Source organism: Chitinophaga filiformis (assembly GCF_023100805.1).
In the GTDB taxonomy this organism is placed as follows: domain Bacteria; phylum Bacteroidota; class Bacteroidia; order Chitinophagales; family Chitinophagaceae; genus Chitinophaga; species Chitinophaga filiformis_B.
In genome coordinates, this window is record NZ_CP095855.1 from 6,152,817 (window position 1) to 6,167,661 (window position 14,845).

Consider the following 14,845-nt stretch of genomic DNA (forward strand, 5'->3'; position numbering starts at 1 on the left):
TAACGTTATTTCTTGTATTGGTATTCAATCGTCTTTATAATGTTATTGAACTCACGTGCCAGTTTAAACCGGTTGAAGCTGTCATATTCGTACAACTTAAGGTTGCCTGCATCATCGGCAGTGGCAGTAACGCCTACCAGTGGATTGACCGACCGTGTGCCCATCCTGGATCCGAAGGGGCAAAGACGGAGTTCATCAATCATGCCCGTACCCGAAAACGTCAGGCTCGTGATACCGGTGATCTTGTGCTCATAATAGGTCCAGCCCTGGTAGCTCAGGCCCTTTATCGGATAACCGGTCTGTGTTCCTGAAAGCGTATAAGGGGTGCTGTTCTTTGTCCAGTATGATATGCGATAGGACTGCGAGGAGCTCAGTGTGGGGAAGGTGATGCTGCCACTGGTTTGCCCCAGGTTATAGACCATTTGACCGGTAGGCGCTGTAGCATCAGCCGTAGCAGTGCCGGTATAAATAAAATTACCTTTAGTGGCAGTTTCAAATGAGGTATAGGCTACCTCGGATATATTTGCGTTGACGGCGACAGCCACGACTTCCTCATTATTATAATCCCAGAGCTGGGCTGTAGGCCCGGCCATCTTTTCTGTGAACTGAGACAATGCTCCTCCAGTATTATAATTATTAAATACCGTGCGATTCTGGTAACGCGAGTCAAACTGCAAGGCGCCGCCAGAAATGGAGGATGCTACAAAATTGGTAACAGGCCCGTCTATAGCCAGATCCTTTTCGGTATCCTTTACAATATCCCTGCTGCTGTTTACCAGTTTATACGTGGTCAAATCCGCACCAGTGATTTTTTTTGTGCTTGTTCCTTTATCAACTTTATAATTTACTGCTTCAATAACCGGGGTTTGTACGTTACGGGCCAGCATGCTGTCCAGCACCGCGCTCCCGGTAGTATTTCCTGATAGATAATCGGCCGCATATTTTTTGGTCTGAAACAAGGTATCTCCTTCGCTGTTTATCTGGTAAATCCTGCTCACCTGCATGTGCTTAAGATTATTATAATCATTGACCACTACGGTTTTATGATACCTGTTTGGATCACCGTCATCATAGGTCATATTGACCTTACTTGTCAGCAGGTTATCCCCGGAAATAATGTTGTAATAGTTATAACGAAACGAACTGGCGTCATTTGGACTCAAACTACTGGAAGGCAGAACAACGCCATCATCTATTGTACCTTCATTCACCACCGTTTTAATGGCCACCATTCCCACATTCTGGAAAGTGCTATCAATAAAGGCCTGGTAATAGGATTGTTCAGCTTCCTTTAAGAGATACTGGCTACCCACGCGTTTATAGATCGTTTTGCTCAGCGGCTGTCCACGCCGGAAAAAGTAACTATTCTTCACCGGTTTGGTCCACGAAGCAGAGACCAGTGGATCGGTAATATCATTAAATGTTACCACTGTTTTACCGGAGGCACCTAAGCTGTCAATATATTCGGTTACCTGAGGGTACACCACTGCGGCTCCGTCCCATGGGACAATGTCAATAGCCGGACTGGCAGCAATGGTACGGGAGGTTTTGGTAGCAATTATGTTAATCCCATAGGAAGACGGATACCAGTAGCGGTGCGTACGGGTAGCTATATAATAAGAATTATTTAAAGTAAAGTTTTTAGTACCTGCACTGTTTTCATTTAAACCATATTTATAAAAACGGGTCAACCGGGTGTTGCCAATCGGATCGTAGGCCTTAATAGACTTAATACGCAAGCCACCTGCCAGTTGTACAGCACCATTCTCCAGGTACCGGTTCGACTCATATTCGTAATCGTTATATCCCCCTGTTGGCAAATACAATCGCTTCAGGATAGATGCCTGCGCTTTTACCGAATCCACCTCCCGGCCGTCTGCAATGTTACTCCCCACAGTGATCTGTGTTCCGGTACCCACTACGCCGGTAGTATAGACTACCTGCATTTGGGGGATCAGCGTATTATTGTTTTTCCCATTGTAATACCCCCAGAGATCTTTTGCTTTGGAGCTACGCACGGGGAGCATCTGGTTATCATACTGCATACGGTAAGAAAATACCCGCACATTGTTTTTATCCAGCACCTGTACAGAGTCCAGCCGTAGCCTGCGACTCAGCGAGTCAGTTCCGTTCATGAAATAACTTTGGTACAGCGTAAACGTCTGCAGCAACTCATAGGTGGTGGTGCCCGGCTTCAGGTTATAGATTTGTATACTTTGAAGGGCTTTTGATGTATTAAAACCAAAAGTAAAATCCTGTCTGCCTAATGGCGCCTGGTTAAATACGATCTTGCCGTTTTTAAACAAGATCTGGGTTGGCATATACTCACCGGTGATCGAAGAATGGCCGCTGGATGACTTAGAAGCCATTGAATTGGGGGAATATGGCGGGGTCGGTTGTTGTTCCAGGCTGCCTGGCGGTAAAGTAACGCCATAATTTTGCACATTGTCTTCTATCACCCATGTATCGGCAGCATCTTCTTGTGGAATAGAACTTTGCATGACATAGCTAAACGCTATCGTGTCACGCGTGTCTGCAGACACCATTTTCTCAAGCATCCAGGCAGTGGTGTAATCGAAGCTGACACCACCATTACTGCCGCTACTGACCTCACGATAGTTATCTCCGAAAATACATTTTATACCTTCGGGATTGGCTATATCAAACCATAGCTTGCCGGTGGAAGCATTAAAATATTTGTTTACTCTTACCGGCGCAAAAGGGATCAGTGATGGTGCAAAATTGTTATTCCGGTTAAAGAAGAAACGCCCTGAGTAGCCAGGGACATCATAGGAGAAGATATCCGGCTCGGCGTCATAATCTCCTTTTGCAATATCATTGATGTATAGCAGGTCAGCATCTACGTTGGTGTTCAAATCCGTTCGTAGGGTGTTTCGAAGAAAGCCTGTGCCGGATTCATCGGCCTTATTGCCCACGATGGCGCGGGTAACTTTACCGCCGCTGCCCAGGCTCCAGCCCATGCCCGCCCAGCCGGGCACTTCATTGACTTTATTACCGCCTGCATGGTAAGAGAGTGTAAGCGGTAAATTGAGACTGCCTGATTCGATGGTATATATTGGAATCTGGATTTCCGGGACGCCGGTATGATAAGCCACTTCAAAAGTGGTGAACTTATGAAACTGTGTGGTGTTGGGTCCTGCCGTTACAGTTTTCGGTAGCAGATCAGCGTTATTACTGCTTTGTGCCATCAGCTGCCCGGCGCTTGCCGATATTAGTACGGCGAGGTAGCAAATTAAAAATTTCATTAGGAAAAGGTTTACGGATTAACAATTATTGAATGCGCGTTTTGAGCACATCTATTTCTGCTTTTAACTGGAGGATATAGAGCGTAAGTTCCTCTACGGTTTTTACCAGCGCCTTCTGGTTTTCTGCCAGGTCGATCCCCGAAGCCTCTATTTGGCTGGCAGCGGGCAAATGCGGGAGGTGCTGTTCCTTATCAATGTACTCCCTCAAAGTGGTAAGGGATGGCAACTCATATTCTTTCCTAAATACATAGTCCGGCCAGTTGCCGTAGAGTTTAATAACTGCTTTATTAAAAATGGCAGTGCCATTTACAGCCAGCTTATAGCCTTTTGTATCTGTGGTGCCAATACCTACATTGCCTCCCATCCAGCCGTTACCTGTGATGCGCAGGTCAGCTACCTGATCTGCCACCTGCTGGTTTTGAATGGTATTGTCTCGAACATCGCTCAGATCATAGACGGCAGACGATGCCACTTGCCATACCAGCGGCGTTGATACAGTGGGTGTGTCGCCTGTCAGGAAAACGTAACCACCGGTGCTGAACGTACCTGTATAACCACATACGATCATAATAGCATAGTCTTCCCATTTGCCGGTACCAACATTATTGGTAAGCCATTGGCGGACAAATCCGGTACCCATTAAATTGCTGGCATAGTTGAGCGTATAACCAACGGGGATCTTGGCACGGAACAACTGCACCAGTGTTTTATTTGCGCCACTCATTGCAGGCTGATAGTAGCCACCCAGACCGGGGGCCGCAGCACCTGTATGTGTAATTTCCAAACAATATCCTGAAGTATTGGGCACCCCGGTTACGGCAACACGGTTCAGGGTAACATTTCCGTTGCCTGCGTTATTATAGAGAACACAACTATTAGTGCCATTGTTAAACTGCTCATCGGGATGTAACCGCTTACCAGACCGCAAAGCCGGCAAAATGAGGTTGAATATCCCTCGTTCCTGTGTGGAAGCTACCTGCGGCAGGACGAGTTGCTTGCCAAGTGATATGGAATTGGCATTAAAAGTACCATTTACATCAAGGTTGTAGGCCGGTGTTGTCGTGTTTACGCCTGCGTTTCCAGAGGTAGGGAAAGTGTTTTGTGCAAAGGCGAGACCAGCACTTAGGGTAAGTGCGGCTAACAATAGAATCTTTTTCATGTTTGATCGATTGTGAGTAATTATGCTGACTATTTAGAATATCCGAAACGAATGATCAGTGGACTTTGACGCGGCGACTGATGGGTGGCCAGGAAATCATACAGTAGCTGTACATTTCCTTTTATCTTGGAGTTGACCTTGTATTTTTTACTGATGCCCAGCAAGGCGGCGGGTTGCCATTTGTTCCAGGCTTTTACATCATTAAAATCCCGTATGGCGGTAATATACCTGCCTTCAAATCCACCATTGAAAAAGAAAGAGCCCTTTAGCTTCCAGTCCATAAAACTGCGGATGCCCAGGGCGTGATGGCTAAATTTGATATGATCCCAGCCCGTGCCCATGCCGAATGCATAAGATGCCCCCAGGCCCGCACTGCTTTTATTGTTAAGTTTATAGGCCACCTGCACTGCGAGCTCTGTATTGGAAGGGAAATACGTGGAGCTCTTTTTAAACTGAATATTGCCGCCGACCTCCAACCGGCGAAGGAAGGTCTTCCCCTTCATGGGGTTGGGTTTAAAATCGGGCATGTCGGCAGCACTGTTAAGATCAGGGAGCCTGGATTTATAAGTGGCAAATTCCTGCTGCGCCTTATCCATTAACTCGGAAACTGCTTTTTTGGCCTCAGGACTGGTACCAATGTGCTGTTGAATAGTTTGTTCTACTGCTGTACGGGTCTGCAGCCCCTCTAATTGCTGCGCGCCATTGCCACCGGGGAAATTAAATAAGTCTGCCAGCATTGAATTGCGCTGCATGAAAGTGCTATAGGGCTTATACTTAGAAAGCAACTCCAGTGCTTTTTTCTCAGCTTTCTTCTTATCACTGAGCATAGCCTTGTATTCACATACCTGCTGACTATAGTAATAGGCCGTTTTATTCAGTTTGGTAAGATCCTTTGTCAGGTTGCTATAGGCACTCAGTTGCGCTTTGATAGCATCCTTTTGTGATTTAAGGTATTGCTGGATCTGAGCGGCATTGTTAATCGACTGCTGTAAAGTGGCCACCTTTCCTATGGCTCCTTCAAGGCTGCCTTTACCATTTTGTAAAAATGCCTTGTGTTCGTTTAAGAACTTCAAGGTTGTCTGACTGCTGTCCAGGTAGGGTACGAACTGCTTTGCAGCACCGGGCAATTGCAAACTTTTTAGTCGCATCGCCTTCTTCAGCACAACCAGGCTGTCCATAGACTTTTGAAATAGCTGGCTGGCTTGTTCAGGATTAATTTTTTGCACCTCTTTATATAACTTCGACTGCTGCTTCATTAAAGCGGCCATCGCTTTTTGTGTACTGGCATCTATGCGGCGAGTTGCCCGATTCGCTTTTTTTGTGAGTTGATCTACATATTTATTAGGTATGTTAAGCAAACTGTCCTGAGCAAAGGAATAGTGCGTAAGGGATACCGTTAGGGCAAAGCATAACCCTACGAAGTAAAAAAGCTTCATCTGCTACTGTTAGGTGGTTAATAAACGTATGCTTATTTATGAGGGGAAAAGAAGGTATTGGGGTGATGGGTAAACTATTTCATAGAGGGGCTGGATTTATTGAGGATCAAAAAAACAATTATCATCCTAAAGATAAATGTATACACGTATAAAATAGTTAATTCCATGTTAACGTAAATAAATTATTGAATTATACACTAAATATGAATTTTTGAAAACACTAACGTATATGAACAGGTGTGTTCATTTTTCATTAGAAATTTACCAGAAAAGCGCCAGTAATGCTAACAGGAAAAAAATGTCAGCCGCCGCTGCAAAGGTAGGAAACTCGTCGGGCGCCACGCAGATGGCGCCGGGTTTACCATCCTTTCATTCATATAAGCCATATTGAGGTAATTGAATGACGTAACAAATACATTGCCTTGACTTTTGAATGTCAAAATTCCACCTGGCCTTTGTGGCCGCCATATCGATCGTTCTCCATGATTCCGTAATAAAATTCAATGCCATTAGCTGCTCAAATTCAACGTCTCCCCTTAACGGTATGTTGATCTCAATGTTGATATAATCATCCTCCATGAAGCAGCTCAAAGACACGATCGATTGAATCTTTGCCAGACAAAATGATGTCATTCCCAGATTTCTGAAAATGAGCTGTAGATTTTCTGTGGCCACGATTGCGAGCGGTGGTACATCCGGGTGCAAATTGCGGGTCACCTCAATTTCCAGCATCGGAAAAAAGGACCACCATGGCTCAACTTCGCTGTCAAACAGCTGCATAATATCAACTGCATTGTTCTTAAGCTTATCTTTTTTACGGTATCTTGATATATAAATCTGGTCTTGTTGGATAAGCTGATAGGTTAAGCCAATAAGGCGGTAATGGTTCTGTCTATAATACTCCAGGGTTCCTTCGGCGTTCCCGGCAGCATTATCCAACAGAGCGTTTTGTGCAACCACTGATGTCGCTGCTATGCTATCGGCTGTAATATCCATTGTACCGAGGAAGGTGACCACATCTGTCAGGTTTTTAAACAATACATGTCTAAATAATGTGAGCAATTGCTTACGCTTTTTTTTAGGAATTTTAAATGATGCACCCTGGCATTTGGCAGCCGTGGCCATACTGTTGATGTACTGCAATAAAAAATCCTGGTCTTGTTTGTACTTCTTATAATTTAGACGTGCAAACCAACCAAACGAATTCCATTGGAGTTTCCTCAATATTTTCTTTATCCAACCCCTTGAACTAGCTACTTTACGAATCATATTTATATAATAGTGTGTTTTCCATTTAAATGAGTAAGTGTACTGCCTATCTTCCCCTGGTATTCGAACACGTTTATACCATCTTAAATGCAACTAACAACTTCCCCGCCCAGGAATAAGCAGGGTTTTGCCCGTCGTATATATACACAAAATGTCTTCGTTACCGGATCCTTTCAAACAGAACCAGCATTATTAATTCCGAAAATTCCTGTCTTAAAATGGAAATCTCTAAGAGTGAGTTTTGAAACTAAAATCGATTAATGGTGAACAAGGAATTATATTTTGTGGTAATTATGACTATTGTCCCGATTTATCAATCACCAGATTTATACTATTACCTATTGTTGCATCTGTTACCACTAACTGTTGCCAAAATATATTTTTTGCCTTTTCAACTTTTCTGTCATCTTTAATATATGGGGATCCGCAACTGATAGTGATATTCACGTAGGTGATATCAGGTAATGCTGATAATTTATTTATAAATTCTTCAGAGATCATCATGAGTTGATCATAATTATTTTCCATAAAACCAATCTTTTAAAACAATAATTGGAGTATTAAAAACCATCCCGACCAGGAGTGTGTCAGGACTTCACTTAATTTGTTAAACCCTAGTTGTTTGAAAACTCTATCAATCATATCATGCAAATTGATAGATTCGATGAAATCCATGTAATTGAAATATACCGCAAACAAAATTTACAGTTCAGAAAAAGGCCTGGTATAATCGATGCCTTTACCCCAGAACACAACCCAGAAAACTAACAGAAATCCAAGAGCAGACTCTGGATTGTTCATCCTGATGGTCGGGTAAAAGGCATCGATTAAGGCATAATAGATGATTGGTATTTAACTAAGCAACCGAGAAAATTTTTTATCCTGAGTTGTTGCCTATACGAATACAAAAGGGAGGAAATGGGTGATTCTAAAAGCAGATTTTTTAAAATTTTTAATACCAATGGTATTTACCTTCCTTATAATATACATGGATTCCGTATGCTCTTACAAGGTCCATAGAGGTTTCTAAGGTTTCATTTCTTAGGATGGTTCCGGTATAATGCTTGTTTTCAGCTTTCTTTTTATTGTCTATAACAATTTCAACACCATATAGGCGGTAAAACAGGCGCGCAAGCTCCATGGGTGATACCTGATCGAACTTATATCGTCCCGTTAGCCAGGCAAGCTCCCATTCATTAAGTTTTTCAACCTTGATAGCATGATTGTGCATAATAGCGGCTTTTCCTGGTTGCAGTTTCACCTCCTGGTCATCAATTATACAGGCTACTTTACCCTTGACCAAAGAGACCTTTGTTATACCGGTAGTATATGTGTTGATGTTAAAAGCAGTTCCCAGTACCCGAACCGTTCCAGAAGGCGTGTTGACCACAAATGGTGTCATACCAGGTGCTATCTCCATATATGCTTCTCCGGTAAGGGAAATTTCGCGGTATTTACCAGAAAACTGCAGTGGGAATGTCAGCTCAGAGACACTATTCAAATGAATCTTTGAGCTGTCAGATAGAATAATCTGGTAATTCATGCCTATCGGAACCCTTAAAATATTGGAACCCTTGCCCCCGGTTCCGGCATACTTAACGGCAATCACTTTAGCGTTCGTGTCAATTTTTAAGCGTAAGCCACCCATTATTACATCGGCAGGCTGTGCATACAGGTCAATAATTTCACCTGTTGCAAATTGTATTTGCAGCGAATGAGAGGATACATTTTGGGCAAAGACTACCGTATCCCTGCTCTTTTCCGGCAGGAACATTTTAGTCAGGATAACTATGCCTATACCTATGGCCGCGGCGGCGGAATACCCAATAAGCCTGCGTCTTGCTTTCCTTCTTTTTATCGCACTATTAATTATTTCCCAGTTAGCTTCAGCACTCCCCTCTTTATAGTGAGGATCATTGATGAATGCTACAAATTCTCTTTGCGCCTGAAGGAGTTCTTGTTTGACTTCGGGGTTGTCTCTTACAAGTTGCTCAAGAATTTGGTCATCTGCCTCACTAATTATTCCCGTTACTTTGTCAGAGATAAGTTGCCTTATGCTATTTTGATCCATTTATTAATAAAAGAGATTTAATATGATTGCCAGAAACAGCGTAGTATTAGTCACGCCCAACTGTTCACGAAGTATTTTCATGGCATTGCTCAGGTGCGTTTTTGCAGTATTATCGCTGACGCCCATGATGTCTGCGGCCTCTTTTCTTTTAAGATCTTTCAGGATAAACAATTCTACAACTTTTCTTTGCTGATCAGTAAGTGCCTTCCATAATTTAGGAATGTCAATTTTCCTGGAAGTAGAAGCTCCTTCTATTGGTGTTTCAGCAATATTGAGAAATTCCTCATCGACCCTATAACTAACCGGGTCATTTTTTTTCCTTTTCAATAAAAGCAGGCAGTTATTTCTTATAGACATGTAGGTATATCCCTTAAAATCCCCTTTTACATGCAGATATCTCTTTTTATCCCAAAAATCTACATAGAAATCCTGCACCACATCCTGGGCCCATTCAAGGTCTTTTAACATTTGATAGGCTGTAAACAGAAAGGTTTTGTGATATCGCCTGATGGCCTCGGCAAAGGCGAGTTCATCGCCCAGCTTTATATACTCCGACAATTGTGGCTGGGTAAGATTTTGGTACGATGAGGGGTTGCGGAATTGTTTCATTTTCAGGGAGATTGGATTCAGTTTAAAGATAAAACTCTTTCCATAACTATATTGCTCACCCAAATTAAATAACACAAACGTGTTATTAACGAATATAGACAGCCGGCGTAACCATCAACCAGATAAATGATAGTTGGTATCATACAGCAGAGCCTGGAATGTGATCCTTTTTTAAAAAAATCAAAACGCTGCCACAGCTGCTATAATAGTCACAAAATCGGGTAAGATAGACGTATCAAAATTACGTACAGATAAAAAGTTGATATTAGCTTTACATCAGCTTATCAGACTGACTACAAAAAATAACTACACATTAGTTATTATTTGGTAAGTGAATATTTGGCCACCCCTCGCCTTAAAATGGCACATATTGCCACTCACACAGGTTAATATACTGATTATATAGCATCGCAAGAGCGGTGTAGTTATGAGTGACTGAATGAATAATTCAATCAAAATCTTTATACCTCAATATTTCTTCACAAGAAAGTCTATCATTTATGAAATCGAATGTATCTACCATTAAATTAAACGCTGTTCAGGGAAATGTAATTCAGGAAAAAATCAGTTTATTATGTAATAATGGATTTACCTGGAGAGAAATATCCGCACTGACTGACCTCCCTAAAAAATTAATTAGGCTAATCGCTAAAGGCAATTATGCGCCCAACAAGGAGGAGACCCATCGGTTAGAAAAAATTTTTGATGACACCATAGAAAGGTTGCGCATAGGCACTGAGCGTGTTACTGAAAATACCTTTCCGGAGGCTGATTTTGACGCGGAAGATCACGTATGTTACAAATTAGATGTCAAGAGTGTAACCTTATATAAAGGAACATATGATGACAAAATGATTGTTCAAATTCACGGTATTATTCTGCATTCCTAGCCTTTGTTCGGCTTAACCCAGCCCGTTTTTAATCTCGACTCTTACAGTAATTGCGAATACTTTATGAAAACTAAAAACTGCTGCCATCCCTCCAGCCATTTTAATATTCCTCAGGTAAAACTTTCCTATAAAACTAAGGTCAACATATCGGAACGTCCTTTTATAAGGGGATCATTAAGTGCCGGAAAGTTTTTATTATCAACCTGGGATAAAAATACACTTGAGTTGCAGGAAACATGTAGGGTAATGCTTTTGTCTCACTCACATCGAATACTCGGCATTTATGACTCAACCATCGGAAACGGCGCTTCTTGTATTATTGATATACGTCATATTTTTGCTACTGCTTTACTGGCTAATGCTGCTGCTATTATTGTTGCACATAATCATCCGTCAGGCAATTTGAAACCAAGCAGGGCTGACGAAGCCATTTGTAATAAATTAATTAAAGCCGGCAGATATCTGGATATTGCTGTTCTGGATTTTATAATAATTACGCGGGGCAAGTTTCTATCATTTGCTGATAATAAACTAATGGAAAGTGTCCAGATTTATGATAGTGTTTTGGATGAACAGGAAGAACAGATCTCCCGGGATTGTATTGAAAGTCAATCAGGGTTACCGGATTTGGAAGATACATCAAAGGTTACCAAACACCTGCATGAGTTAGCAACATCTGTTAAACAGATTCCGCATTTATTAAAGGCATCACCTCGCAGTCTAAAGGTAGAACCTCATAATCGAAGAAGCCGGTCCAAATGTACATTTCGTCCCCCGCCCGGTCGTACGACCAGCAAAATAAGATTAACCGGCAATTGGCTACAGAAGTCGGGCTTTCACTGTAACAGCCGGGTATCAGTTTTACCAATGGAGCGTATGTTGATAGTAATTCCGGAATAAAGTTACCACCATGATCCGCAATCGTTGTATAGATCATCATGCAGCAGCTACAGAAGCCAGGTATTGCTTATTATGTGGTGCAGCACTCAAGGGGCGTGCAGATAAAAAATTTTGCGACGATTACTACCGAAATGAATACAATAATACCTCACAGAAAGACACAATTCCACTTATTAAACGCATAAATCGGATCTTGAAGCGTAACCGGGATATTCTACGGGAGGCGTTGGGGAATGGCGTTAATATAGAACTTCATTTACAGGTTTTGATAGAAATGGATTTTAATTTCAGCTATCATACCCATTTCAGACAAGATGGGTATGGTAATACAACTTTTTTTTGTTATGAGTATGCATTCAGATTATTAAGAGATAGCTGTGTAATGATTTATAAAATAAAAAACCTCCCTTTGGAGGGAGGTGCGCTAATCAATACCAACATTCACCATTAATCATAATTAGTTTTACCATCATAGATGCTGATTAAGTCTTTATCCAACGAACCGCCTCAAAAGTTGCCGGTTGTATGGTAGTCCTGCACCATGACTGTAATGTTATTGGACGGCTCCTAAGGGAGGCCGGATTTACCGGATCATTTGGGTGGTTCAATACAAGGGAAGTACCGCTGTTCATATGTGTCCTATTTGGATTCCCCGAAATAACGGCAAACCCACTTTCTATTGAATTTTTTAAATGTTTATCTTAGCGGCAAAAGCGTTACTTTTAGCGCTATTTTACCATATTATTTAAGTAAAATATATTTGCAATATGTTAACCTCTACAGATATGCCAGAAAAAGTACACCATGGAAAAAACATTAAACGTTTCCGGGAGATGCTGGATATAAAACAGGAGGCTTTGGCACTTGAATTGGGAGCTGAATGGACGCAACGAAAAATATCTTTGTTGGAACAAAAAGAAACAATAGAGCCAGAAGTGTTGCAACAGATAGCTAAGGCGTTAAAAGTACCTGTAAAGGCCATCGAGAATTTTACAGAAAATGGCGCTGTTAACTATTTCAATTCGTTTCATGATCAAAGTTTAAGTCATAGCAATGGTGCTTTTGGGGCTAGCCATTGCACTTTTAATCCGCTGGAAAAGTACATTGAAACAGTAGAAGACAATAAAAAATTATATGATGCTTTGTTGAAAGAGAAAGACGAAAAGATTGCGTTACTTGAAAGAATACTAACCGATAGAAAATAAAGGAAATCGCAGTGATCATAAAAGCCGCCTTTGATGTGTAATAGTCAATATTTGATCTGACAGTACAAGGGATTTTGTATGATTAAACTGTAGCTAAAGATAACTGATTTAGTTGTTTTTCCTTCGCCAAGTGTTTAGTTGCCATAAAAGTCTCCATGGGAGTTTTACCGTAACAGTATTTTCCGCTATGTGGCCGTTCATTGTTATAGTAATTGAGCCAACTATCTAAGTCAGTCTGCAGCTGCTCTAATGTAGTGTAAAGTCTCTTGCGGAATGCGATAACGTAAAACTCCTCCTTTATCGTCCTATTGAGCCGTTCACATATTCCATTTGATTGAGGGCTACGAACGTGTGTTTTAGAGTGTTCTATGCCTTCTATAGTCAGGGTATAGCTCATATTCATGATGCTCGTATTTGCCCTTATATTCGGATCCTCTATCGGTTAGGATACGTAACATAGGCACATCTTGATCTTCGAAGAAAGGCAACACCCGATCATTAAGAATGTCAGCTGCAACAATTGCATTTTTGCGATCGTAAACCTTTGCAAAAGCGATCCTGGAATAAGTATCGATGAATGTCTGCTGATAAATACGGCCAACGCCTTTAATGCTGCCCACATAGTAGGTGTCTTGTGCTCCGAGATAGCCAGGATGCTCTGTTTCGATCTCACCATAAGCTTCTTTCTTTTCCTTTTTGCGCTCAAGTGCCATCATTTGGGCTTCCGTGAGAATAATACCTTCCTTGGCAATCTTTGCTTCCAGCGACTTTAATCTCTTATCGAATACCTCCAGGTCGTGCCTTTGCCATACGCTACGAACACCGCCTGCAGATATAAAGATGCCTTGCTTACGAAGTTCATTGCTTACTCGCTGTTGACCAAAGGCGGGATACTCACAAGCAAGCTTTACAACTGCATCTTCAACAAATGGTTCTACTCGATTTTTAAGAATGGGCTTAGATCGGCTGATCTCCTGAAGGGCTAATTCTCCGCCTGTATCATACATCTCTTTTATGCGATAAAAGCTGTCTCGACTGTATCCCATCACTTTACAAGCTCGAGAAACATTACCTAGATTTTCTGCTAACTTGAGCAGTCCTAACTTGGTTTTGATTAACTTGTCATTACTTTTCATATCTGACAGTTTTAAAGGGGATTAATTAGAAGTGTGGTTACTTAAAGTTAATCCCTTACTGTCAGATTAAGTCTTGACTATTTCATTTGATGAAAGGGGCTTTTGATTGATCTTTCTCAATTTCGAACCAAAATTTCTTCGCACCATTAATTAATTTAATGCTAATGGCATCTAGCATTGTGGGATGGCGAAATAAAATAAACTGAAGGTGGTGAAAAATTCGAATACCATTTTCTCCCATTACTTTACTACCACGTTTTAACAGCATCAACATTTTTTCAAGTTGGATTCCAGCTGTTCCTCTCTCCAGTTGACAGGATTAGCCTTTAATGAAATTAAGAATTTGCGCATATTGACTTCTTCTCAACACTTTTTTAGCACTATTGTGTACTACCTCGAAAGCCCTATCAACCTCGATAAGAGTATCTGTCAAATATTCCTGCTGACATGATGCTCTATGTTCGCAAATATACCAATGTTCAGAGACAAGACGGTCTATGGCCGCTCTTGCTTTTTTTGTCAGATACAGACCAGCTATACTTTGGCACTCTCTTACGCTTTTAAAAGCTTTTATTCCTTCGTTTCGGCATGCCTCGTAATTTGGCGTGTTTACATGTACATTATATATGATGAGCCAGGCTCCTGATAATAATTCAACCTTTCCTGAAGTGATTGTTTCCATAAACCTATATTTCGCAGAATATCGACATAATATTTTTCGGCCGTATTCCATTTCAAGGCCTGTCTACCCCACAGAAATAGAATTACAGCAGTCAACATAATTGGCAAAGGAATCCCTATGCTGGCCGCCGACTCGTTAATTTTTTGGAATCCCTGGAAAAAGCCTTTGAAACTGAGTTGAATTGTGTTTAACAACATTGACAAATATTTTTAACTGTATGAA

12 protein-coding genes and 1 pseudogene are annotated in these 14,845 nt (G+C 41.5%); 4 read left to right on the plus strand and 9 right to left on the minus strand.

All coding sequences use genetic code 11. From position 1 onward, the window contains the following. Positions 1–5: 5 nt before the first annotated feature. The 7 genes from MYF79_RS23775 to MYF79_RS23805 form a co-directional block, all read right to left on the minus strand. Positions 6–3,266 (minus strand): hypothetical protein, encoded by a 3,261-nt coding sequence (locus MYF79_RS23775; protein WP_247810318.1) that lies wholly within the window; start codon positions 3,264–3,266, stop codon positions 6–8. A gap of 25 nt (positions 3,267–3,291) precedes the next feature. Next, complete coding sequence (locus MYF79_RS23780; RefSeq protein WP_247810319.1) at positions 3,292–4,425, minus strand: hypothetical protein; 1,134 nt, start codon at positions 4,423–4,425, stop codon at positions 3,292–3,294. A gap of 29 nt (positions 4,426–4,454) precedes the next feature. Continuing rightward, positions 4,455–5,861, minus strand: a complete 1,407-nt coding sequence (locus MYF79_RS23785) for a hypothetical protein (protein WP_247810320.1) — start codon at positions 5,859–5,861, stop codon at positions 4,455–4,457. A gap of 369 nt (positions 5,862–6,230) precedes the next feature. Beyond that, a complete protein-coding gene (locus MYF79_RS23790) occupies positions 6,231–7,130 on the minus strand; it encodes a hypothetical protein (RefSeq protein WP_247810321.1) in 900 nt (299 codons plus the stop codon). A gap of 297 nt (positions 7,131–7,427) precedes the next feature. Then, a complete protein-coding gene (locus MYF79_RS23795) occupies positions 7,428–7,658 on the minus strand; it encodes a hypothetical protein (protein ID WP_247810322.1) in 231 nt (76 codons plus the stop codon). A 424-nt stretch (positions 7,659–8,082) separates the two neighbouring features. Further along, on the minus strand, positions 8,083–9,201 hold the full coding sequence (locus MYF79_RS23800) for a FecR family protein (protein WP_247810323.1): 1,119 nt from the start codon (positions 9,199–9,201) through the stop codon (positions 8,083–8,085). A 3-nt stretch (positions 9,202–9,204) separates the two neighbouring features. Further along, entirely contained in the window at positions 9,205–9,810 is a 606-nt protein-coding gene (locus MYF79_RS23805; RefSeq protein WP_247810324.1) for an RNA polymerase sigma factor, read from the minus strand. Positions 9,811–10,310: 500 nt separating this feature from the next. Between MYF79_RS23805 and MYF79_RS23810 the strand changes: the two genes are divergently transcribed. The 4 genes from MYF79_RS23810 (at position 10,311) to MYF79_RS23825 (ending at position 12,805) form a co-directional block, all read left to right on the plus strand. Then, on the plus strand, positions 10,311–10,700 hold the full coding sequence (locus MYF79_RS23810; protein WP_247810325.1) for a hypothetical protein: 390 nt from the start codon (positions 10,311–10,313) through the stop codon (positions 10,698–10,700). 63 nt (positions 10,701–10,763) lie between these two features. Beyond that, on the plus strand, positions 10,764–11,600 hold the full coding sequence (locus tag MYF79_RS23815) for a JAB domain-containing protein (protein WP_247810326.1): 837 nt from the start codon (positions 10,764–10,766) through the stop codon (positions 11,598–11,600). A gap of 10 nt (positions 11,601–11,610) precedes the next feature. Beyond that, the gene (locus tag MYF79_RS23820) at positions 11,611–12,051 is read left to right on the plus strand and encodes a hypothetical protein (protein WP_247810327.1); all 441 of its coding nucleotides are present in this window, start codon (positions 11,611–11,613) and stop codon (positions 12,049–12,051) included. 334 nt (positions 12,052–12,385) lie between these two features. Then, positions 12,386–12,805 carry a helix-turn-helix domain-containing protein gene (locus MYF79_RS23825; RefSeq protein ID WP_247810328.1) on the plus strand — a complete coding sequence of 140 codons (420 nt, stop codon included), beginning with the start codon at positions 12,386–12,388 and terminating at the stop codon, positions 12,803–12,805. Positions 12,806–12,887: 82 nt separating this feature from the next. Here MYF79_RS23825 and MYF79_RS23830 read toward each other — a convergent pair. Continuing rightward, a pseudogene (locus MYF79_RS23830) lies at positions 12,888–13,941 on the minus strand (IS481 family transposase). Between the two features lie 319 nt (positions 13,942–14,260). Beyond that, on the minus strand, positions 14,261–14,623 hold the full coding sequence (locus tag MYF79_RS23835) for a hypothetical protein (protein ID WP_247810329.1): 363 nt from the start codon (positions 14,621–14,623) through the stop codon (positions 14,261–14,263). Positions 14,624–14,845 lie beyond the last annotated feature (222 nt).

Coding starts and splice junctions, on each gene's coding strand:
- MYF79_RS23775 (WP_247810318.1), bottom strand. CDS start 3,266: ATGAAATTTTTAATTTGCTACCTCGCCGTACTAATATCGGCAAGCGCC.
- MYF79_RS23780 (WP_247810319.1), bottom strand. CDS start 4,425: ATGAAAAAGATTCTATTGTTAGCCGCACTTACCCTAAGTGCTGGTCTC.
- MYF79_RS23785 (WP_247810320.1), bottom strand. CDS start 5,861: ATGAAGCTTTTTTACTTCGTAGGGTTATGCTTTGCCCTAACGGTATCC.
- MYF79_RS23790 (WP_247810321.1), bottom strand. CDS start 7,130: ATGATTCGTAAAGTAGCTAGTTCAAGGGGTTGGATAAAGAAAATATTG.
- MYF79_RS23795 (WP_247810322.1), bottom strand. CDS start 7,658: ATGGAAAATAATTATGATCAACTCATGATGATCTCTGAAGAATTTATA.
- MYF79_RS23800 (WP_247810323.1), bottom strand. CDS start 9,201: ATGGATCAAAATAGCATAAGGCAACTTATCTCTGACAAAGTAACGGGA.
- MYF79_RS23805 (WP_247810324.1), bottom strand. CDS start 9,810: ATGAAACAATTCCGCAACCCCTCATCGTACCAAAATCTTACCCAGCCA.
- MYF79_RS23810 (WP_247810325.1), top strand. CDS start 10,311: ATGAAATCGAATGTATCTACCATTAAATTAAACGCTGTTCAGGGAAAT.
- MYF79_RS23815 (WP_247810326.1), top strand. CDS start 10,764: ATGAAAACTAAAAACTGCTGCCATCCCTCCAGCCATTTTAATATTCCT.
- MYF79_RS23820 (WP_247810327.1), top strand. CDS start 11,611: ATGATCCGCAATCGTTGTATAGATCATCATGCAGCAGCTACAGAAGCC.
- MYF79_RS23825 (WP_247810328.1), top strand. CDS start 12,386: ATGCCAGAAAAAGTACACCATGGAAAAAACATTAAACGTTTCCGGGAG.
- MYF79_RS23835 (WP_247810329.1), bottom strand. CDS start 14,623: ATGGAAACAATCACTTCAGGAAAGGTTGAATTATTATCAGGAGCCTGG.